Here is an 18,620-nt window from a genome sequence, read left to right as displayed (position 1 = left end):
CCCGCAGGGGCATCATCCTCTCCCGCCATCCAATTTTGAAGAAACCCGCTTTTTGGACTGAACCCATAGAGTTAGCCATCAGAAAAAAACAAAATATTCAGATACCACCTGAAACCGCGTAAGCAGGTGTTTTTTGAAACTATTCTTGTTATAAGTGTGAATACCAAATATCAGCAAAACCACTGCCAGTGAACAGGGTTGTAGTCATTATTCTCAACACTATTACGGTCCCGGGTTTCGGCCTGCTAATGAGGGCTGGCAAGGTTTTTATCCACCAGATAACAGGATGATATAGTTATGCACCTGAATCACCCGCACGATGCTCCGCCTGCCGATACCACAGACTTTAGCCAGTTTTTAGCGGTGGATATTCGCATCGGCACTATCCTTTCTGCTGAAGCCTTTCCCGAAGCGCGTAAACCGGCCTACAAACTGACTATCGATTTTGGTCCCGGGGTCGGGGTAAGGCGCTCGAGTGCACAAATCACAAAACATTATCAGTTACAGGATCTGGCTGGCCGACGTGTAGCTGCGGTGGTTAATTTTCCACCACGGCAGATAGGCAAGTTTATGTCCGAGGTGCTGACCTTAGGATTTCCTGATGCAGAAGGCGAAGTGGTGTTGTTTGCACCTGATAAAGATGTCCCTGACGGAAGCAGGCTTTTCTGAATGATAAGCCTCTTATATCGGGGACTTCTCCGTTAAGTCAGCGTTTGTTATCTGCCGTGTCAGGCACCGTGGGTATTACCGTATATATTCAGGATCTGAAATACCGATAAGTAATGAAATGACGGAGCGATTATGTCCGTGGATCTCAATGGATTTATCAGTATTCCGCCGCCAGGCAGAATACAGCCAGTGTTTACTACAACAGTGGCTGATGTGGTTAGCCGGTTAAAAAGTCAATTCCCAACGCTTATCCATAGTCTCTATGTTTATGGCAGCGTTGCGCAGGGAAAAGCATTGCCAGGGCGGTCAGATCTCGACTTAACGGTGATTTTCACAACTCAGCCGGATGCAGCCGCGTTGCAGCAGCTTGAGGCTCTTCAGGTCATTCTGGAAAGTACTCATCCAGAGGTGAGTAAAATCGATTTTGATTGCGGTGTACTGGTAGAGGTACTGAAATTTGAAAACCGTCTTAGCTGGGGATATTGGCTGAAACATCACTGTGTCTGCGTATACGGTGACGATTTAAGTCTGCATTTCGGGCTGTTTCGGCCTTCACCAGCCATTGCTCTGGCGGTGAACGGTGACTTTATGGCTGTCATACACAGACTGGCAAGCCAGATCCGGGAAACGGATGATCCTGCCCGGCAGAGGCAATGGCTGAGAGCTGCGGCCAGAAAAGCCATTCGGGCGACCAGTATTCTGCGCGGTCCTGAAGATACTGACTGGCCGGATACTCTGCAGCAACATGCAGAAAAGTTTATGACCCGCTATCCACAACACTCCGTAGCTACCCTGACGTTACTGGATCTCTGTACCGTCTTTGACGGAGATATCTGCCAGGACTGTGAAACCATTCTGGCATTCGCCCGTCGGCTGCAACAGGAGTCCGCAGGCAGGATACCCCGTAGTTCAGATACAGAAAACCATGCTCTCTAAAATATCCTCAGGCAGAGTGCAGCACTCCGGAAATATTCAGCCATAGCTGCTGTAACCGTGGGCTGATCTGTGGATGGTCGATTAACTGCTGTTCTGTGATATCAGGTAATACATAACGGCAATCCAGTGATGCCGAAGGACTACAGGTCTCAGAAAGCACTCCCCCCATCACGGTGATAATTTCCCGTAAATGTCCCTGCGCAAGGTCAGTACGCGGCGAGAGGTTTGGCAGGGCAACGGGTTTGTCGAGGAATTCTCCACTGCTCACCAGCCAGTCGAGGGAGTTTTTGAACGCCCCGCTGATCCCATGTGCGTATTCAGGGCTGACGATTAAAAATAAATCTGCCTGCCGTAATTCCTGTCGCCACCGGGTGACTATTTCTGGTGGGGTATCTTCCAGATCAGGATTAAACAACGGAAGTTTTCCTGGCAATGAACTGATTTCAAAACAGATATCTTGTGGACAGATCAAGGCCATAGCACGCAGGAAAAGGCTGTTTAATGAACTTTTACGTAAACTTCCGGAAATACCGATAACTTTAAACATGCAGTAGTCTCTGCAAAACAGGGCTCCAGCTCACCGCGCGGGCCCGAAGGAAAGTCAGCCCACAGCATACTAATCGACAACTGTCGCTGTAAAGGCACAGTTTTCATAGCGGATTGTCGCTGGATGAAGACATTTATCCTTTTGAAACTTATAAGCTATTCAAATAAGGAGGGGAGGTTGTCGCCAGGGGGTGACGATTCTTCGATAGTTTTGGCTTCTGAATATGATTTGCTTTGCGGTGAATATTTATTTATATCATTAAATTCAGTGAGATATATATTTTTATTTTTTTTAAAGATGTTCTGGCACTGATCATGCAATAGTAAAGCTGTAGATGCTCATTCTGTTTTTTTATGTCTGCCGCTGGCAACATAATCCCTGGAATGATGCAGAGCCCTTTACCGATACCTGTTATCTGCCATCTCACAAATTATTGATGAGAGCTTCAGATATTACGTTGAGTCTGGTATCAGCTGTTGTCTGTCGACCTGATTTTACACCTGCCTGGTTGCAGGTGTTTTTTTTGCCAAAAAAAAGCGCCTGTCAAAGGCGCTTCCTTTTGTAAGAGTTACTACTGTTCCGGATTTTGTTTCAGTGTTAACAACAGGCCTTCACGTCGCATGCGGGCGGCTTCTTCCGGGCGGCCAATTTTGTCATAACAATCGGCCAGCCAGGCATAGTCAAAACCATCAGGACGCTGTTTCAGGGCCAGGGAGAAAGCATCGGCAGCCTCCTGCCATTTAGCCTGACGCATCAGCATCTGTCCCAGGGTACTGTTCAGCAACGGGGTGGCACCATGTTGTTTAATCTGCTGGCGTAACGCTTTTTCCAGAGGCTCAGGCTGCGGACTGTTAATCCTGGGCAGTAGCAGAATCAGGCGTTCGTCATACTGACGCTTCAGTCCGGTTAGCACAATTTCCTGGGCCATCATTGGATCATTACACTCGATCAGATGGTTTGCCATCGCCACCTGCAAGGAAATATCCTGGCGTGTCTTACGACTCTGGTTCTTCCACCACTGTTTAAGCCCTTCGCTGCCTTGTTCTGCCATTGCCTGATTCATCATGCCAAGCCAGGCCCGCTCACGTAAATCCTGTAAATGCTGTTCGTTACCGGTTTGTACCTTCTCCATGGATGGCAGAATATCCAGTAATGCCCGCCAGGCTCCGGTATTGAGATAAGCCTGTTCAGCCAGACGCAGGACTTCAGGATGGCGCGGTGCGACCTCCAGCAGCCGGTCGAGGCAGTGTCGGGCTGCATGATCTTCATGGCGGGCCAACAGGATACGGGCACGGGTAATTTCTACCGGAATCTGGTTATCGGTGCTCACTTCGGCTGCACGTTCCAGATGCTGGTTAGCTCTGACCTCATCACCTCGTTGCTGAGCTGCTTCGGCGGCCAGCAGATAATTCGCCAGCGGGTCTGTTGCATGATCAGCATCACGGGACAGCAGTTTCTCAACCTGTTTATGATCACCTTCCGCCAGTTTGATCAGCGCATCACGTGTATGGCGCTGTGCACGGCGACGTTTACGACCACTGAACCAGCCACGGGTTCGGATTCCCGTACGCAGCACCCTGCGCAGTAACCATTCGACGGCCAGGATCACCAGCAATGCGACAATCAGAATGATCACAAGCCCGGTAACGCTGGTTTCAATATTCCAGTTATCAGTCTGAATCAGGACATATCCCTGATGGCCAGCGAGCATAGGGCCCAGAACGATTCCTGCGAGCAGTAGCAAAAAAACAATCAGGACTTTTAGCATTATCAGCCTCCCTGCTTGCCGGAGGCCGGCTCAGGGGCTGGTGACGGCTGACTGAGCAGACCCCGCACCCGGGTTTGCATTAGCTTATCCAGCAATGGCTGGCTGGAGAGAGAATCCGGGACATCCATGGCAATGGTTTGCTGTTCCAGAGTATCAATCTGTGCCAGAAAGGCTTTGGTGGCTGGGTCACTGGCGTCATACCATGAACGTACCCAGGTGGAGACGGATTCCAGTGATTGTTTATAAATTTCCTGCTGATGGCGGGGGACGGCCTGCGCGGCAATCAGCAATGAAGAACGAATATTTTCCCGCAGATAAATATCCTGATTCGGGGCCAGAAGTGGCTGTGCGGTTTTATCACGACGACGGATAGTAATAAAGTTATCCATGAAGTCATGCCAACTTTTTACCAGGTTTTCGCGCCAGTGGGCCAGAGATCCGGAGAGTTCATTGCTGTCCTCATCCATCGGATTGCTGTGGTCTTCATTATCTGCCAGACGCAGATTATCGACACCGTTAGCCAGCTGGTTGAGCTGCAGAATAATACCATCGTAGTCCACCTGACTGACGGCAGCTAACGAACTGATATCCTGAGTCAGTGCCCGCCGGACATTCAGTACACTGGGGTCATTCATCTCTGCCAGGCTGCCATCGGCGCTTTTCAGCAATGCCGCCGCAGTGGTGGCATCCTGATCGCTCCACAGTTTACGCCCGGCCAGTTTTACCAGGTAATCAGCCTGAGCGATCAGCCAGTTGTTGCTGTCGTTACCGGTGAGCGCAGTTACTTTTTCCTGCAGGGTATCCAGTGCTTTGCTGGTCGTTTCCTGCCGCAATTTCGCATCCTGCAGCGCCTGGTTGGCAGCCGACAGCTGTTCTGTCAGCTGTTGCTGAGCATTCCCGGACTGCTGCTGTAATGTATTCAGTTTGTCGTTCAGTGCCGACAGCGACTGCGCATCAGCACTCTGTTGCTGCTTAATATACCAATAGCTTCCGGCTCCGGTCGCCAGAGCAATGATAATGGCCACAATGGCTAAAGGGGTTCCGCTATTCCTTGCTGTTGAAGTTTTATCCTCCGTGCCGGGAGTCAGTTGCTCCTCCGGCGGAGTCACTTCAGGTATGGCGGAGGGGTCTTTGTGTTCCGTCATGTTGGCTCATCCCATTTTAGTAAGTTCAGTGTAACGCACGTAACAACGCATCGTTATCCGCACCATCAGCTACTGTCACTGAATGCCAGCCTAATTCACTGGCCAGAGTAGCTAAACGTTCACTGACGACAACCAGCCGGCAGTGCAATAGCCATTCCCTGCGGTCAATTGCCGGAAACAGCGAATATAAAAGTTTTAGCATTTCGCCACTGGTCACGACCAGGGTTGTAATACCTTGCCTGCGCCAGCGAACCGCCTGTTCTGCACCCTGATACTGACAGGGAATGCGCTGATAACACTCACATAATTCTACGCGGGCACCACGTTGCTGTAATGTTTCGGCCAATAGTTCCCGGCCACCATTACCACGTAATATTAATATCTGTTTACCACTCACATCTTTGAGCGAAGGCAGATTAAGCAATGTTTCACTGGTGGCACAGTCTTCAGGGTAGTTCACAGTTTGCTGACAAGCCATATGTAAATCTAATGCTGTCCGGCGCCCTATAGCATAATAGTCGACACTGGCCGGCCATGCAGTATTGGTTTGCATCAATGCCGGAATCGCAAAATGGACTGCCTGATGTGATACGGCAAATACCATATCTTTGGGTTGCAAAGCTGACAGGCGCTGAGGCAGTGACGCCAGGTCTTTACCTGGCGTATATTCAATCAGCGGAAAACTCCAGGCATGTTTGCCTGTCTGGCGTAGTCTGGCAACCAGCTCTGACGCTGAGGGCTCCGGCCTGGTGACCAGAATGGTCATACCGGAGGCTGCCCCTGATAGACTTCGCGCAGAATGTCGCCGGCACCTTTTTCCAGAAGTTCTTCTGCCAGGGCAATACCCAGTTGCTCGGCCTGATCGCGATGACCGCGGCGTTCAGCACTGATCATTTGCGAACCATCCGGTGTGCCCACCAGGCCACGCAACCATAACTGGTCATCCGCCTGCAGTAATGCGTAACTGCCAATTGGTACCTGACAACCGCCCTCCAGACGAGTATTCATTGCGCGTTCAGCCCGGACACAGCTCTCGGTATCGTGATGATTCAGTGCCTGTAACAGGGCTATCAGTGCCGTATCATCGGTACGGCATTCGATACCGACAGCTCCCTGACCAACGGCAGGCAGCGACACTTCGGCAGGAAGGGTGCTACGGATACGGGATTCCAGGCCCAGGCGCTTCAATCCGGCGGCGGCCAGGATAATGGCATCATATTCACCGGCATCGAGTTTGGAGAGGCGGGTTCCGACATTCCCCCGTAACGAACGAATGACCAGGTCAGGGCGACGGGCGCTAATCTGACACTGCCGGCGCAGGCTGGATGTTCCTACAACAGCACCTTCCGGCAATTCGTCCAGGGACGCGTATTTCCCGGAAACAAATGCATCCAGGGGATCGGCCCGCTGGCAAATAGTCACCAGGCCCAGCCCTTCAGGGAAGGCCACCGGCACATCTTTCATTGAATGCACAGCAAGATCGGCTCGATTTTCCAGCATGGCCAGTTCCAGCTCTTTGACAAACAATCCCTTGCCGCCCACTTTTGACAGCGGAGTATCCAGCAGTACATCACCTTTAGTCACCATCGGGACCAGTTCAACCTGTACCCCGGGATGGGCTGACATTAATTGTTCCTGAACATAATGCGCCTGCCAGAGAGCAAGTGGGCTTTGTCGGGTGGCGATGCGGATAATTTTATCAGACATGTGTTTAACCGTTTTAATCGTTTGTTAATCATCCTATCATTTAAACAGCAAATGTGGCAGGCTTCGGCGATGAAATCCATGCGACGTTTATGGGATTGCTCCTTATGCAGAGGGGTTCTCCGCACCGAATATTAAGATTTCAGTTTGAAAGGTGATAAAATAATCGCCGGAGTCATTGTGTTTAGCCAGTACAGGAAGAGAGGCTAACCGCCCGCATCTCCCTGGCCGGGTCAACACCAGGCACGGGAACATCAAGGGAGCCGTGGGAGCGACAGTGCTTAATTACCGGAAAAAACAGGCAAAACGTCTTGTACCTTTATATTGAGACTCTGAAACAGAGACTGGATGCCATTAATCAACTGCGGGTTGATCGGGCAATGGCGGCGATGGGGCCTGCCTTCAGGCAGGTGTACAGCTTGCTGCCGGTATTTCTACAGTATCATCATCCCATGCTGCCAGGTTATCTTGACGGTAATGTGCCCCACGGCATTAGCTTTTTCACGCCTGTCGAAAACCAGCAGGAAATGCTGGATAAACTCTGTCATTCCCCTGTGAAACTGCCGGCGGTTTCTCCCGGCGAAGCCCCGATTACCGGGGTCTATTCTATGGGCAGTACCTCTTCCGTTGGACAAAACAGTGTTTCAGACCTGGATATCTGGGTCTGTCATCAGTCGTGGCTGGATAACGACGAACGGCAAAAATTGCAGCAAAAATGTCATTTGTTGCGGCAGTGGTGTTTGTCCCTGGGGATTGAAGTCAGTTTCTTCCTGATCGATGAAAACCGTTTCCGGCATAATGAAAGCGGCAATCTGGGCACTGAAGATTGCGGAAGTACCCAGCATATTTTGTTGCTGGATGAATTTTATCGCTCGGCCGTAAGGATGGCGGGTAAGCGTATTCTGTGGAATATGGTGCCGGGTGAAGAAGAAGGACATTACGACGATTATGTGATGTCTCTGTATGCCGGTGGTGCTTTGACACCGAACGAATGGCTGGACCTGGGGGGACTTGGTACCCTGTCTGCTGAAGAGTATTTCGGTGCCAGTCTGTGGCAGTTGTATAAGAGTATCGATTCTCCGTATAAAGCCGTGTTGAAAACTCTGCTGCTGGAAGCTTACACCCGCGAGTATCCGAATACCCGGCTGTTGGCGATGGATATTAAGCAGCGTTTGCATGATGGTGAGATTGTCAGCTTTGGGCTGGATCCCTACTGCATGATGCTGGAGAAAGTCACCCACTACTTACAGGAAATTAATGATCCGGCCCGGCTGGACCTTGTCCGGCGTTGCTTCTATCTGAAAGCCTGTGAAAAACTGACCGAAGAACGCCCTCAGGTCCGTTCACAATGGCGGAGGGAGATCCTGAGCCAACTGGTCAAAGAGTGGGGCTGGGACGCTCAGCGTCTGGAAATGCTGGACAGTCGCGCCAGCTGGAAGATTGAACAAGTTCGTGAAGCGCATAACGAGTTACTGGATGCGATGATGCAAAGTTATCGTAACCTGATCCGTTTTGCGCGCCGGAATAATTTAAGTGTCAGTGCCAGCCCGCAGGATATCGGGGTACTGACCCGTAAGCTGTATGCGGCTTTTGAAGCGTTGCCTGGGAAAGTTATTCTGGTTAATCCGCAGATTTCGCCCGATCTGTCTGAAGAGCATCTGACGTTTATTCATGTCCCGGAAGGCAGGGCCAATCGTCCGGGGTGGTACCTGTACAATAAGTCACCGGATATGGATTCCATTATCAGTAACCAGCCACTGGAATATAACCGCTACCTGATCAAGCTGGTGGCGTGGGCCTGGTTTAACGGGTTACTGACCGATAAGACACTGCTGCATATCAAAGGTAATGGGGGGTGTGATGCTCAGCGGTTGGATGAAGTGGTCAGCGATGTGTCTCATCACTTTCCTCTGCGGGTCCCGGCTCCGACGCCAAAAGCCCTCTACAGCCCATGCGAAATCCGTCACCTGGCAATCCTGGTGAATCTGGAAGATGACCCGACGGCTGAGTTCCGTAATCAGGTCGTGCATTTTGATTTCCGTAAACTGGATGTGTTTAGTTTCGGGCAACAGCAACGTTGTCTGATCGGCAGCATCGATCTGCTGTACCGCAATTCATGGAACGAAGTACGAACCCTGCATTTCAGTGGTGAGCAATCGATGATTGAAGCGCTGAAAACCATCCTGGGTAAGATGCATCAGGATGCTCTGCCCCCGGATGCCGTCGAAGTCTTCTGCTATAGCCAGCATTTACGCGGACTGATACGTACCCGTGTTCAGCAGCTGGTTTCGGAATGTATCGATATCCGTTTATCCAGTACCCGGCAGGAACCTGGCCGCTTTAAAGCTCTGCGTCTGGCCGGAGATACCTGGGGTGTGTTCTTCGAGCGGATGAGTGTTTCGGTACAGAAACTGGAAAATGCGGTGGAATTTTATGGTGCAATTTCTAATAACAAGCTGCATGGTCTGTCGATTAAAGTCGATTCACAACAGGTCGATCTACCTCCAGTGGTTAACAGCTACGCCAGTGAAGGTATCATTCAGTTCTTCTTCGAGAATAATCCCTCATCTGAATCTGATGATTTCAGTATTTATATTCTGGATGAGAATAACCGCGTGGAAGTTTACCGTCATTGTGAAGGTAGCAGGGAAGAGCTGGTCCGGGATGTCAGCCGTTTTTACTCCTCTTCACATGACCGCTTTACTTACGGTTCCAGCTTCGTCAATTTTAACCTGCCACAGTTTTATCAGTTGGTGAGCGAAGACGGGAAAAGTAAGGTGTTGCCTTTCCGTTCTGTTTCACATGATGAAGTGGCAGAAGACGTGTCACCGCAACTCAGCCGCGATGTGCTGCCGCGGTCCCGCAGCCTGTTCTGATATATTCCGGTTGCGGAACAAGCTCCGCAGCCGGACAGGGTCGGTCAGAAACTGAATTTCTCGCCAGACTGAGTGGTACAGGCTTCTGCCAGCACCCCCCAGAAATCACCGCCGGTGCGATCGCACACCCATCTCGGTGCCTGATAACTGAAATGATAGCCGCCGGCTTTGGTCGCCAGCCAGACCTGATGCATCGGTTCCTGACGGTTAATCACAATTTTGCTGCCGTTTTCAAAGCTCAGGGTCATCACGCTGCCATGAGTTTCATAATCGATATCGGCATCACCCTCATGCTCATCCAGGCGTTCTTCTACCGCCCGTAGCAATTGGTCAGCCAGTTGGTGGAATTCACTGTCGTTCATCATAGCTCCCGTGTTTTTGGCAAAGTATAGCGCGCTGATATTGTTTGCCAATCTTTGTCTGAGCGGTCTGACCTGAGATATTGAACAGGTTATGCGAATTCAGGGATTTTCTGTTGCTTTTCCTTGTTCAACTGCGATGATAAGTGAATGAGATAAAGCACAGAATGAGTGTAACCTAAATGAAGAAAATGGTCGGCTGGCTGGCGATAATTGTAATTCCGGCTGCGTTAACGGGATGCGGGCTGAAAGGGCCGCTTTACTTTCCTGATAGTCAAACTACCAAGAAAGAGCGGCAGCAAGAAACTGTGACTAAACCCTGGAAAGATGACACCACAGCACCAGCAGGCACTGTGTCACCGTAATTAACCGGTTACCGGCGGAGCAAAAAATGCAGTTTTCTAAAATGCACGGTCTCGGCAATGATTTTATGGTCGTTGACGCGGTGACTCAGAATGTTTTCTTCTCGCCGGAGCTCATTCGCAGGCTGGCAGACAGGCATCTTGGCGTCGGGTTCGATCAACTATTGATAGTTGAGCCGCCCTATGATCCGGAGCTGGATTTTCACTACCGTATTTTTAATGCGGATGGCAGCGAAGTTGCACAGTGTGGCAATGGGGCCCGCTGTTTTGCGCGTTTCGTTCGCCTGAAAGGGCTGACGAATAAAAGCGATATTCGCGTCAGTACTCAAACCGGCAGAATGACGCTCAGTGTCACGAATGATGAGCTGGTACGGGTCAATATGGGTGAGCCAGACTTTGAACCTGGCAATGTCCCGTTCCGCGCCAATAAAGCCGAGAATCTCTACCTGATGCGCCTTGCGGAACAAACGGTAATGTTTGGGGTGGTATCCATGGGTAATCCCCATTGTGTCATTCAGGTGGAGAGTGTGAAAACTGCCGCCGTGGAACTGGTGGGGCCGCAGATGGAGAGCCATGAGCGATTTCCGGAACGGGTGAATGTGGGTTTTATGGAAGTGGTATCAGAATCGCATATCCGTCTGCGGGTCTACGAACGCGGTGCCGGTGAAACTCAGGCCTGTGGTAGCGGAGCCTGTGCAGCTGTTGCCAGCGGAATTCAGCAAGGGCTACTCGGTGACAAAGTGCGGGTAGATTTACCGGGCGGCAGCCTGCAGATTGCCTGGGGCGGCCCGGGAACACCCCTGTATATGACCGGTCCTGCGACTCATGTTTACGACGGATTTATTCATTTATGAAACCAGACGAAGACCCGGAATTACTGAATCTTGTGGCTCCTGATGATCAGTCGGTCAGTGATTATCTGCGCCTGAACCCTGATTTTTTTATCCGTAATGCCAGACAGGTTGAACAAATGCAGGTTCCGCACCCGGTGCGAGGGACCACCTCGCTGGTGGAGTGGCATATGGCCCGCCAGCGTAACCATATTCAACGGCTGGAAGAAGAAATCACCTTATTGATGGAGCAGGCTACGGCTAATCAGCAATTGTTTGGGCAATTGCTTTCGTTGCAGTCTCATCTGGCCTGTGCTGACAGCCTGCAGGAGATGCTCAACCGGCTGCACCGTTGGGCCAGAGATCTGGGGCTGGCCGGAGCGACCGTCAGGCTGTTTAACGAACAGTGGCAAATTGGTGCCCCTTCAGACTTTACCCGGCTGGGGCTGTCCCGGCAGGCATTTGATGCGCTGCGTATTCAGCGGCTCGGTCGAGGGCAACATTATCTCGGCCCCCTGAATGGTCCGGAGTTGCTGTTATTGCTGCCGGAGGCAAAAGCGATTGGTTCGGTGGCTATGTCTCTTATGGGGGATACTGAGGATGTCGGGGTGCTGATTTTCAGCAGCCGCGATAAGCAGCATTATCATCCGGGGATGGGCACCGAATTACTGCAATATCTGGCAGGGATGTTACCAGCTCTGCTCTCGCGCTGGATTAGCCGCAGATGAACAGGGAGATGCCTTTATCGTTACAGGCACCCGTCGATAGCTTTCTGCGCTTTCTGAAAGTCGAGCGACAGTTCAGCGCGCTGACCATCACCAGTTACCAGCGACAGTTAGCGGTACTCACAGAGATGATGGATGACATGGGGCTGTCCCAGTGGGGGCAGCTTGAGCCAGCACATGTCAGGATGCTGGCGGCTAAAAGCCGCCGGGCGGGATTACAGGCGACCAGTCTGGCGTTGCGGTTGTCAGCCCTGCGTAGTTTTCTGGACTGGCAGGTGGGTCAAGGGTTACTGCCGGCGAATCCGGCGAAAGGCGTGGCTACCCCAAAAGCCCCCCGTCACTTGCCGAAAAATATTGATGTCGATCAGATGGGGCAGTTGCTGGAAATTGACCTGAATGACCCGTTGTCTGTACGGGACCGGACAATGTTGGAAGTGATGTACGGAGCAGGTCTGCGTCTGTCGGAATTAGTTAACCTGGATTGTCGCCATTTTGATGCTGAGCAAGCTGAAGTCTGGGTGATGGGTAAGGGCAGCAAAGAGCGGCGGTTACCCGTTGGCAGAACTGCCTGTGAATGGTTACTGCGCTGGCTGGAGATGCGGGAACAGTTCGCTCCGCAGGATGATGCGATATTTCTCTCCATGCAAGGCAAACGCATCTCTGCACGTAATGTCCAGAAACGGTTTGCTGAATGGGGAGTCCGTCAGGGCCTGAACAGCCATATTCACCCACATAAATTACGCCACTCTTTTGCTACCCATATGCTGGAATCCAGTGGTGATTTGCGGGCAGTGCAGGAGTTACTGGGTCATGCCAACCTGTCCACCACCCAGATTTATACCCACCTGGATTTTCAGCATCTGGCTACCGTGTATGATGCTGCACATCCCCGTGCTAAACGAGGAAAAAAATAATGCGTTTTTACCGCCCCACCGGAAAAGTCCGGGCGATGACGTTTGACCTGGACGATACACTATATGATAACCGCGAGGTTATCCTGACCACCGTCAGGAAGACTCATCAGGCGCTTCAGGAGTTTCATCCTGATCTACGCGATATTTCGCTGAAAGAGTATGAGACAGCCCGCGAAGAAATAAAGCATCATCAGCCCGACACGGTTCATGATGTCACCGCCTGGCGGGAAAAAGCGGTCTTCCGGGTGATGCAGAAAGCGGGATTGCCGGAGGTATTATGCCGTCAGGGAGCGACTCATGTGATGTCGGTATTTTCTGCCTGGCGAAGTGAGGTCACGATGCCGCAAAGCACCCACGATACCCTTAAATATCTGGCGCAACGTATCCCGCTGGCCGCCATCACCAATGGTAATGCGGACCCTGATCTAATGGGGATCGCGGGTTATTTTCGCTTTATTCTGCGGGCTGGTCCGCATGGCAGATCCAAGCCGGCGGAAGACATGTACCGACTGGCAGAAGAAAAACTGCAAATACCTGCCGCTGAGATTCTGCATGTCGGCGATGATTTAACCACCGATGTGGTCGGTTCGTTGCGCAGCGGATTCCAGTCATGCTGGATTAATCCTTATCAGCAGAATCTGATGACAGCCAGCGATGCGCGGTTGTTACCTCACCTGGAAATTTCACGGTTGGATTCGCTGACCACGCTGCTATAATGGCTGTAAAAATATACAGCTAAATTTTCCTGATACGCGGTGCTTATGGACGTTTCTGATCTGCTCAACAGTTTAAATGATAACCAGCGTGAAGCCGTTGCGGCACCGCGCAGTAACCTGCTGGTGTTGGCCGGGGCTGGCAGTGGCAAGACGCGGGTACTGGTACACCGCATCGCCTGGTTACTGACTGTTGAGAACTGTTCCCCGTATTCCATCATGGCGGTGACCTTCACTAATAAAGCGGCTGCAGAAATGCGTCACCGTATTGAACAGGTGTTGGGGACCAGCCAGGGCGGAATGTGGATTGGCACCTTCCATGGTCTGGCACACCGTCTGTTACGGGCCCATCCTCTGGATGCCGGATTACCTCAGGACTTTCAGATTCTTGACAGTGAAGACCAGCTGCGACTGCTAAAACGTCTGATCAAAGCCCTCAATCTGGATGATAAACAATGGCCTGCCCGTCAGGCGATGTGGTATATCAACGGTAAGAAAGACGAGGGTCTGCGGCCGAAGCATATCGAAAGTTACGGCAATCCGGTTGAACAAACCTGGCTGAAAATTTATCAGGCCTATCAGGAAGCCTGTGACCGTGCCGGGCTGGTGGATTTTGCTGAGCTGTTATTACGGGCCCATGAATTGTGGCTGAATAAGCCGCATATTCTGAATCATTACCGTGAGCGTTTTACTAATCTGCTGGTGGACGAATTTCAGGATACTAACAATATTCAGTATGCCTGGATACGAATGCTGGCAGGTGATACCGGTAAGGTGATGATTGTCGGCGATGATGACCAGTCAATTTACGGATGGCGTGGCGCTCAGGTCGAGAATATTCAACGCTTTCTCACCGACTTCAACGGTGCTCAGACCATTCGCCTGGAACAAAACTACCGCTCAACCAGCAATATACTGAAAGCGGCCAATACCCTGATTGCTAATAACCAGGGAAGATTAGGCAAAGAGCTGTGGACCGAAGACGGTGAAGGTGAACCCATTTCACTGTATTGTGCATTCAATGAACTGGATGAGGCCCGGTTTGTTGTCGGACGCATTAAACACTGGCATGAACAGGGGGGAGCACTGGCCGACTGCGCTATTCTCTATCGCAGTAATGCTCAGTCGCGAGTGCTGGAAGAAGCCTTACTGCAGAGTAGTCTTCCTTACCGTATCTATGGTGGTATGCGCTTCTTCGAACGTCAGGAAATTAAAGATGCGCTGGCCTATTTACGACTGATTTCTAACCGCAATGATGACGCAGCCTTTGAACGGGTGGTGAATACACCCACCAGGGGGATTGGTGACCGGACGTTGGATGTGGTTCGCCAGGCGGCCCGTGACCGGCAGCTGACTCTCTGGCAGTCTTCCCGTGAGTTGCTGTCGGAAAAAGTACTGGCCGGCAGAGCTGCATCGGCATTATTACGTTTTATAGAGCTGATAGACTCATTATCCCGCGAAACCAGTGACCTGCCCCTGCATGTCCAGACCGACAGGGTGGTCAAAGATTCCGGTCTGTGGATGATGTATGAGCAGGAAAACGGCGAGAAAGGCCAGGCGCGTATTGAGAACCTTGAAGAACTGGTCACTGCTACCCGGCAGTTCAGTTATCAGGAGGAAGATCAGGATTTAATGCCGTTGCAGGCTTTTCTGTCGCATGCCGCGCTGGAAGCCGGTGAAGGGCAGGCCGATAAATGGCAGGACGCTGTACAGTTGATGACAATGCATGCGGCTAAAGGTCTGGAATTCAGCCAGGTCTTTATTGTGGGCATGGAGGAGGGGATGTTCCCGAGCCAGATGTCGCTGGAAGAGGGCGGTCGCCTGGAAGAAGAGCGGCGGCTGGCTTATGTCGGTGTCACCCGGGCCATGCAGAAACTGACTCTGACCTATGCCGAAAGCCGGCGCTTGTACGGAAAAGAGGTTTATCACCGTCCGTCACGATTTATTGGTGAAATCCCTGAAGAGTGTATCGAAGAGGTCCGCCTGCGGGCCAGCGTCAGCCGACCGGTCAGCCATCAACGAATGGGAGCACCAGTCACCAACAATGACAGTGGTTTTGCGCTGGGTCAGCGGGTCCGGCATGCCAAATTTGGTGAAGGGACTATTATTAATCTGGAAGGTAGCGGCGAGCATTCCCGGGTACAGGTTGCGTTTCAGGGGCAGGGGATTAAATGGCTGGTAGCGGCCTATGCCCGGTTGGAAAGTGCATGATTGTGGGGAGTTTTCTTGACGATTTTTTCGTCTCGGCGTAACATGCGCGCACTATTATTATCAGAGGACAATGCCTTGGACACGCCCAGTCGCTGCTGGCACACAGACCTGAACAACAGGCAACCCCGCTAAGGCAACCTCTTTTACCGGTAGCCCTGGCGGTTATCGGTGACTCTCTGTAAATCATCGTCATTTAGCCAGCACTGATCTGTCACATCTGTGATTTATTGTGTTCGGGCGCCTGCTGTGCCAATCATCGGTTTTTCCTGCGGTGTACAGCCTTGTCCCATCCTGTCAGAAATGGGGAGTACCTACTGCTATGCTGAGTGCATTTAAACTGGAAGAGAATCGGTTAACCCGGCTGGAGATGGAAAGCGATGACAATACGCTCACTTCCTCAGTCTGGATTGATCTGATTGAACCTGAAGAACAGGAACGTGAATATGTTCAGGAACAGTTAGGGCAAAGCCTGGCCACCCGTCCTGAACTGGAGGATATCGAAGCCTCAGCACGTTTTTTTGAAGATGAAGACGGACTGCATATTCACTCATTCTTCTTTTTCGAAGACGCAGATGACCATGCAGGTAACGCCACCGTCGCATTTACCATTCGTGACGGTCGTTTGTTCACCCTGCGTGAACGTGAACTTCCCGCATTCAGGCTTTATCGTATGCGGGCGCGTAATCAGACGCTGATTGACGGCAATGCTTTCGAGCTGTTGCTGGATCTGTTCGAAACCAAAATAGAACAGCTGGCCGATGAAATTGAAAATATCTACACCGCGTTGGAGAAGCTGAGCCGTGTCATTATGGAAGGCCAGCAGGGTGAAGAGTATGACGAAGCCCTGTCGCGACTGGCGGAACTGGAAGATATCGGCTGGAAAGTGCGCCTGTGTCTGATGGATACCCAGCGGGCATTGAATTTTCTGGTCAGGAAAGCCCGACTGCCGGCCAACCAGTTGGAACAGGCCCGTGAAGTATTACGTGATATCGAATCGCTGTTACCGCACAACGAATCGCTGTTTCAGAAGGTTAACTTCCTGATGCAGGCTGCGATGGGCTTTATCAGCATTGAACAAAACCGCATCATTAAGATTTTCTCGGTGGTTTCGGTAGTATTCCTGCCGCCAACGCTGGTGGCCTCGAGCTACGGAATGAACTTTGAGTTTATGCCGGAGCTGAAATGGAGTTTTGGTTACCCCGGAGCGATTGTACTGATGATTCTGGCAGCACTGGCGCCGTATCTGTACTTTAAACGACGTAACTGGCTGTAAAAAGCCAGTACAGGCAACATAGTATGCCGTGGCAGCCCCTGATTTTTACTCTGTTATCACCGCCCTGAGATATCGCTGTCTCAGGGCGGTGTTTTTTTCACGGCTTAAGCCGGGCGCTTCAGGCCGGGTTGTGACTCCCATTGTCTGCGACAGCCAGGTAGTGCTGCATTTCTTCGGCCGGTACCATGCCACCGCCGGTCGCCCAGATCAGATGGATGGCATTTTCCAGCTGAATATCCGGGAAGCCAGCACTTGTGATACGCGCCACACCGGGGGCACCCGCCAGGGCGGAAGGTTCCAGCTGCAGATGCTCGGTACTGTCCAGCAGGCGTAACAGGCTAAACAGTTCTTCATCCGGCACGGTATAACAACCGGAAATCATTCTCTGCATTGAGCGGCCAACAAACCCGGAGGGGCGTCCTACCGCCAGTCCATCCGCCGCAGTGTGGTTGCTGATACCAAAGTCGGTCACTGAGACTGCTTCATGCAGGCCGCTGGCCATTCCCAGCAGCATACAAGGTGACTGGGTGGGTTCTGCAAAGAAACAATGGACGTGATCGCCAAAGGCCAGTTTTAGCCCGAAAGCGATACCGCCGGGACCTCCCCCCACACCGCAAGGCAGATAGACACATAACGGATGTTGTGCATCGATAGTGATTTGCAAAGCATCCAGCTGTGCTTTCAGCCGCTCTCCGGCGACAGCATAGCCGAGGAACAGGGTGGAGGAGTTTTCATCGTCAATAAAATGGCAGCGAGGATCGGCTTCTGCCTGCCGGCGTCCTTCCTCAACAGCCAGGCCGTAATCTCCCGCATACTCAATCACGGTGACGCCATGACTGCGAAGTTTGTCTTTCTTCCACTGCCGGGCATCCGCCGACATATGTACGGTGGTGGCAAATCCCAGTCTTGCTGCGGCAATACCAATCGACAGCCCCAGATTACCGGTACTGCCAACGGCAATTTTATGCTGGCTGAACAGTTGACGGTATGTCTCATCGGCCAGACGGCGGTAGTCATCTGTGACGGTCAGCAAGCCATGGCGGATGGCCAACTGTTCGGCATTGAATAACACCTCATAGATACCACCACGGGCCTTCACTGAACCGGAAATTGGCAAGTGGCTGTCTTTCTTCAGCCACAACTGCGGGGTCTCCCCCAATGAATAGCGGCGGGTCATAGCAGCGGCGAACTCCGGAACCCTGACCAGTTCAGACTCAATAATTCCCTGCGCAGGGGCAACTTCAGGAAACAGTTGTGCCAGCAGGGGAGCAAAACGTTTCAGTCTGGCGCTGGCGGCTTCCACATCACCCGCCGTCAGCGGTATATCTGCCAGAGCCTCATGGAATGGGGCCAGGGCAGGGTTAGCCCATACCACGGATTCACCGGCCATCAGTGGGGTAAGTAACGGCAGGCTTTGCTGCCAGTCAGCCAGGGTTTTACCGTACAGTGTTTTTTCCACAACACTCTCCTTTTCCCGGGGTTATACAGCCGGGGCACTGTCCGTGACTGTATCATAACAGGAATCACTCAGTGGCGGATGTGTCACCGGACTGAGTAAATTGACCTGGCTTAATAACAATGCCTGCAA

At 51.8% G+C, this 18,620-nt stretch carries 17 protein-coding genes; 10 read left to right on the top strand and 7 right to left on the bottom strand.

Annotation, left to right across the window (positions count from 1 at the left end; genetic code table 11):
- Nucleotides 1–297: 297 nt before the first annotated feature.
- Together B3Z23_RS04095 and B3Z23_RS04090 are read left to right on the top strand one after the other, a co-directional pair.
- On the top strand, nucleotides 298–669 hold the full coding sequence (locus tag B3Z23_RS04095; protein WP_294901840.1) for a tRNA-binding protein: 372 nt from the start codon (nucleotides 298–300) through the stop codon (nucleotides 667–669).
- A 132-nt stretch (nucleotides 670–801) separates the two neighbouring features.
- Nucleotides 802–1,605, top strand: a complete 804-nt coding sequence (locus B3Z23_RS04090; RefSeq protein ID WP_294901838.1) for a nucleotidyltransferase domain-containing protein — start codon at nucleotides 802–804, stop codon at nucleotides 1,603–1,605.
- Between the two features lie 7 nt (nucleotides 1,606–1,612).
- Here B3Z23_RS04090 and B3Z23_RS04085 read toward each other — a convergent pair whose 3' ends face one another.
- From B3Z23_RS04085 to hemC, 5 genes are all read right to left on the bottom strand, one after another.
- Nucleotides 1,613–2,152: an NADPH-dependent FMN reductase gene (locus tag B3Z23_RS04085; protein ID WP_294901836.1), complete on the bottom strand. Its 540-nt coding sequence runs from the start codon at nucleotides 2,150–2,152 to the stop codon at nucleotides 1,613–1,615.
- Nucleotides 2,153–2,723: 571 nt separating this feature from the next.
- Entirely contained in the window at nucleotides 2,724–3,920 is a 1,197-nt protein-coding gene (gene hemY, locus B3Z23_RS04080; RefSeq protein WP_294901834.1) for a protoheme IX biogenesis protein HemY, read from the bottom strand.
- Between the two features lie 2 nt (nucleotides 3,921–3,922).
- The gene (gene hemX, locus B3Z23_RS04075) at nucleotides 3,923–5,065 is read right to left on the bottom strand and encodes a uroporphyrinogen-III C-methyltransferase (protein ID WP_294901832.1); all 1,143 of its coding nucleotides are present in this window, start codon (nucleotides 5,063–5,065) and stop codon (nucleotides 3,923–3,925) included.
- Between the two features lie 25 nt (nucleotides 5,066–5,090).
- On the bottom strand, nucleotides 5,091–5,831 hold the full coding sequence (gene hemD, locus B3Z23_RS04070) for a uroporphyrinogen-III synthase (RefSeq protein ID WP_294901830.1): 741 nt from the start codon (nucleotides 5,829–5,831) through the stop codon (nucleotides 5,091–5,093).
- Nucleotides 5,828–6,772: a hydroxymethylbilane synthase gene (hemC, locus tag B3Z23_RS04065; protein WP_294901828.1), complete on the bottom strand. Its 945-nt coding sequence runs from the start codon at nucleotides 6,770–6,772 to the stop codon at nucleotides 5,828–5,830. Before hemC ends, hemD begins: the two co-directional genes overlap by 4 nt.
- A 308-nt stretch (nucleotides 6,773–7,080) precedes the next feature.
- Between hemC and B3Z23_RS04060 the strand changes: the two genes are divergently transcribed.
- Complete coding sequence (locus B3Z23_RS04060) at nucleotides 7,081–9,645, top strand: class I adenylate cyclase (protein WP_294901826.1); 2,565 nt, start codon at nucleotides 7,081–7,083, stop codon at nucleotides 9,643–9,645.
- Between the two features lie 44 nt (nucleotides 9,646–9,689).
- Here the strand turns inward: B3Z23_RS04060 and cyaY are convergent, their stop codons facing one another.
- Nucleotides 9,690–10,007 (bottom strand): iron donor protein CyaY, encoded by a 318-nt coding sequence (cyaY, locus tag B3Z23_RS04055; protein WP_294901824.1) that lies wholly within the window; start codon nucleotides 10,005–10,007, stop codon nucleotides 9,690–9,692.
- A 179-nt stretch (nucleotides 10,008–10,186) separates the two neighbouring features.
- Here cyaY and lptM point away from each other — a divergent pair, with 179 nt between their 5' ends.
- The 7 genes from lptM to corA all read left to right on the top strand — a co-directional run bounded on the left by lptM (nucleotide 10,187) and on the right by corA (nucleotide 17,032).
- Nucleotides 10,187–10,369: an LPS translocon maturation chaperone LptM gene (gene lptM, locus B3Z23_RS18665; protein ID WP_349677205.1), complete on the top strand. Its 183-nt coding sequence runs from the start codon at nucleotides 10,187–10,189 to the stop codon at nucleotides 10,367–10,369.
- A 26-nt stretch (nucleotides 10,370–10,395) separates the two neighbouring features.
- Nucleotides 10,396–11,220 (top strand): diaminopimelate epimerase, encoded by an 825-nt coding sequence (dapF, locus tag B3Z23_RS04050; protein ID WP_294901822.1) that lies wholly within the window; start codon nucleotides 10,396–10,398, stop codon nucleotides 11,218–11,220.
- Nucleotides 11,217–11,924, top strand: a complete 708-nt coding sequence (locus B3Z23_RS04045; RefSeq protein WP_294901820.1) for a DUF484 domain-containing protein — start codon at nucleotides 11,217–11,219, stop codon at nucleotides 11,922–11,924. The genes dapF and B3Z23_RS04045 overlap by 4 nt, the downstream gene beginning before the upstream one ends.
- 8 nt (nucleotides 11,925–11,932) lie before the next feature.
- Nucleotides 11,933–12,835, top strand: a complete 903-nt coding sequence (xerC, locus tag B3Z23_RS04040; protein ID WP_294901818.1) for a tyrosine recombinase XerC — start codon at nucleotides 11,933–11,935, stop codon at nucleotides 12,833–12,835.
- Nucleotides 12,835–13,551 carry a 5-amino-6-(5-phospho-D-ribitylamino)uracil phosphatase YigB gene (yigB, locus tag B3Z23_RS04035; protein WP_294901816.1) on the top strand — a complete coding sequence of 239 codons (717 nt, stop codon included), beginning with the start codon at nucleotides 12,835–12,837 and terminating at the stop codon, nucleotides 13,549–13,551. Before xerC ends, yigB begins: the two co-directional genes overlap by 1 nt.
- Nucleotides 13,552–13,596: 45 nt before the next feature.
- Nucleotides 13,597–15,759 carry a DNA helicase II gene (uvrD, locus tag B3Z23_RS04030; protein WP_038015404.1) on the top strand — a complete coding sequence of 721 codons (2,163 nt, stop codon included), beginning with the start codon at nucleotides 13,597–13,599 and terminating at the stop codon, nucleotides 15,757–15,759.
- A 319-nt stretch (nucleotides 15,760–16,078) separates the two neighbouring features.
- Nucleotides 16,079–17,032 carry a magnesium/cobalt transporter CorA gene (gene corA / locus B3Z23_RS04025; RefSeq protein WP_038015401.1) on the top strand — a complete coding sequence of 318 codons (954 nt, stop codon included), beginning with the start codon at nucleotides 16,079–16,081 and terminating at the stop codon, nucleotides 17,030–17,032.
- A 118-nt stretch (nucleotides 17,033–17,150) separates the two neighbouring features.
- Here the strand turns inward: corA and B3Z23_RS04020 are convergent, their stop codons facing one another.
- The gene (locus tag B3Z23_RS04020) at nucleotides 17,151–18,491 is read right to left on the bottom strand and encodes a D-serine ammonia-lyase (protein ID WP_294901811.1); all 1,341 of its coding nucleotides are present in this window, start codon (nucleotides 18,489–18,491) and stop codon (nucleotides 17,151–17,153) included.
- Between the last annotated feature and the right edge of the window lie 129 nt (nucleotides 18,492–18,620).

The sequence above is a fragment of the Tatumella sp. UBA2305 genome (assembly GCF_002345795.1).
In the GTDB taxonomy this organism is placed as follows: Bacteria; Pseudomonadota; Gammaproteobacteria; order Enterobacterales; family Enterobacteriaceae; genus Tatumella; species Tatumella morbirosei.
Note: the sequence above shows the minus strand (reverse complement) of the source record. Positions and strands in the feature narration are given on the sequence as shown.

Bases quoted from the DNA above. Each gene is read 5' to 3' on its own strand.
- hemY (WP_294901834.1), bottom strand. From the start codon at position 3,920: ATGCTAAAAGTCCTGATTGTTTTTTTGCTACTGCTCGCAGGAATCGTT.
- B3Z23_RS04045 (WP_294901820.1), top strand. From the start codon at position 11,217: ATGAAACCAGACGAAGACCCGGAATTACTGAATCTTGTGGCTCCTGAT.
- hemC (WP_294901828.1), bottom strand. From the start codon at position 6,772: ATGTCTGATAAAATTATCCGCATCGCCACCCGACAAAGCCCACTTGCT.
- xerC (WP_294901818.1), top strand. From the start codon at position 11,933: ATGCCTTTATCGTTACAGGCACCCGTCGATAGCTTTCTGCGCTTTCTG.
- B3Z23_RS04090 (WP_294901838.1), top strand. From the start codon at position 802: ATGTCCGTGGATCTCAATGGATTTATCAGTATTCCGCCGCCAGGCAGA.
- corA (WP_038015401.1), top strand. From the start codon at position 16,079: ATGCTGAGTGCATTTAAACTGGAAGAGAATCGGTTAACCCGGCTGGAG.
- B3Z23_RS04095 (WP_294901840.1), top strand. From the start codon at position 298: ATGCACCTGAATCACCCGCACGATGCTCCGCCTGCCGATACCACAGAC.
- hemD (WP_294901830.1), bottom strand. From the start codon at position 5,831: ATGACCATTCTGGTCACCAGGCCGGAGCCCTCAGCGTCAGAGCTGGTT.
- cyaY (WP_294901824.1), bottom strand. From the start codon at position 10,007: ATGAACGACAGTGAATTCCACCAACTGGCTGACCAATTGCTACGGGCG.
- lptM (WP_349677205.1), top strand. From the start codon at position 10,187: ATGAAGAAAATGGTCGGCTGGCTGGCGATAATTGTAATTCCGGCTGCG.
- yigB (WP_294901816.1), top strand. From the start codon at position 12,835: ATGCGTTTTTACCGCCCCACCGGAAAAGTCCGGGCGATGACGTTTGAC.
- dapF (WP_294901822.1), top strand. From the start codon at position 10,396: ATGCAGTTTTCTAAAATGCACGGTCTCGGCAATGATTTTATGGTCGTT.
- uvrD (WP_038015404.1), top strand. From the start codon at position 13,597: ATGGACGTTTCTGATCTGCTCAACAGTTTAAATGATAACCAGCGTGAA.
- B3Z23_RS04085 (WP_294901836.1), bottom strand. From the start codon at position 2,152: ATGTTTAAAGTTATCGGTATTTCCGGAAGTTTACGTAAAAGTTCATTA.
- hemX (WP_294901832.1), bottom strand. From the start codon at position 5,065: ATGACGGAACACAAAGACCCCTCCGCCATACCTGAAGTGACTCCGCCG.